Below are 551 nucleotides of genomic sequence, written 5' to 3'. Positions count from 1 at the left end.
CCGGAGTTCTCGCTGCCGTGGGGCAATCCCGGGACCTGGGAGTACACGGACACGTACGGGAAGGCCCCGGAGAAGTCCTGCCAGTGGAACAGCCGCAGCGGTGACCAGATCAATATCGTCTGGGACGTCTTCCCGAGCGTCCCCGGTGGCGTGAGCGGTGCCGTGCGGGCGAAGGAACACTACGAAGGCCTCTACATCGGTGGTCACACGCGCGTGGCGGACCCCGGCTATGCGGAGGAGGCGTACTGGCTCGCGGCGAAGCATCTCAACGAGGACAACTGCGTGCTCTACGTCCGGGACGTCAACCTGTTCGTGTTCCTCGCGGTGAGGGGCGCCGCCTACCCGAAGGGGAAGTGCGAGGAGACGACCAGGACACTCGCCGTGTCGGCGGTGGAGCTGGCGAAGTACGTGACGGTGAACGGCGCGTCCCCGGACATGTCCGCCACCACACCGGCGTTCAAGTGACCGGCCCCACGGGCGCTCCGGGCCCGTCGATGCGGCCGCGCCGGGAGTCCGATCCGGCCGAGGTCGGCCCGTACCGGGTCCTGGCC

At 68.8% G+C, this 551-nt stretch carries 1 protein-coding gene; it reads left to right on the top strand.

Annotation, left to right across the window (positions count from 1 at the left end; genetic code table 11):
- The coding region (locus BI06_RS51210) for a hypothetical protein (RefSeq protein ID WP_043472219.1) at positions 1 to 465 on the top strand (465 nt) is incomplete at its 5' end.
- Positions 466 to 551: the final 86 nt, after the last annotated feature.

The sequence above is a fragment of the Kitasatospora sp. MBT66 genome (assembly GCF_000710405.2).
In the GTDB taxonomy this organism is placed as follows: domain Bacteria; phylum Actinomycetota; class Actinomycetes; order Streptomycetales; family Streptomycetaceae; genus Kitasatospora; species Kitasatospora purpeofusca.
This window is presented reverse-complemented; position numbering and strand designations above follow the sequence as displayed.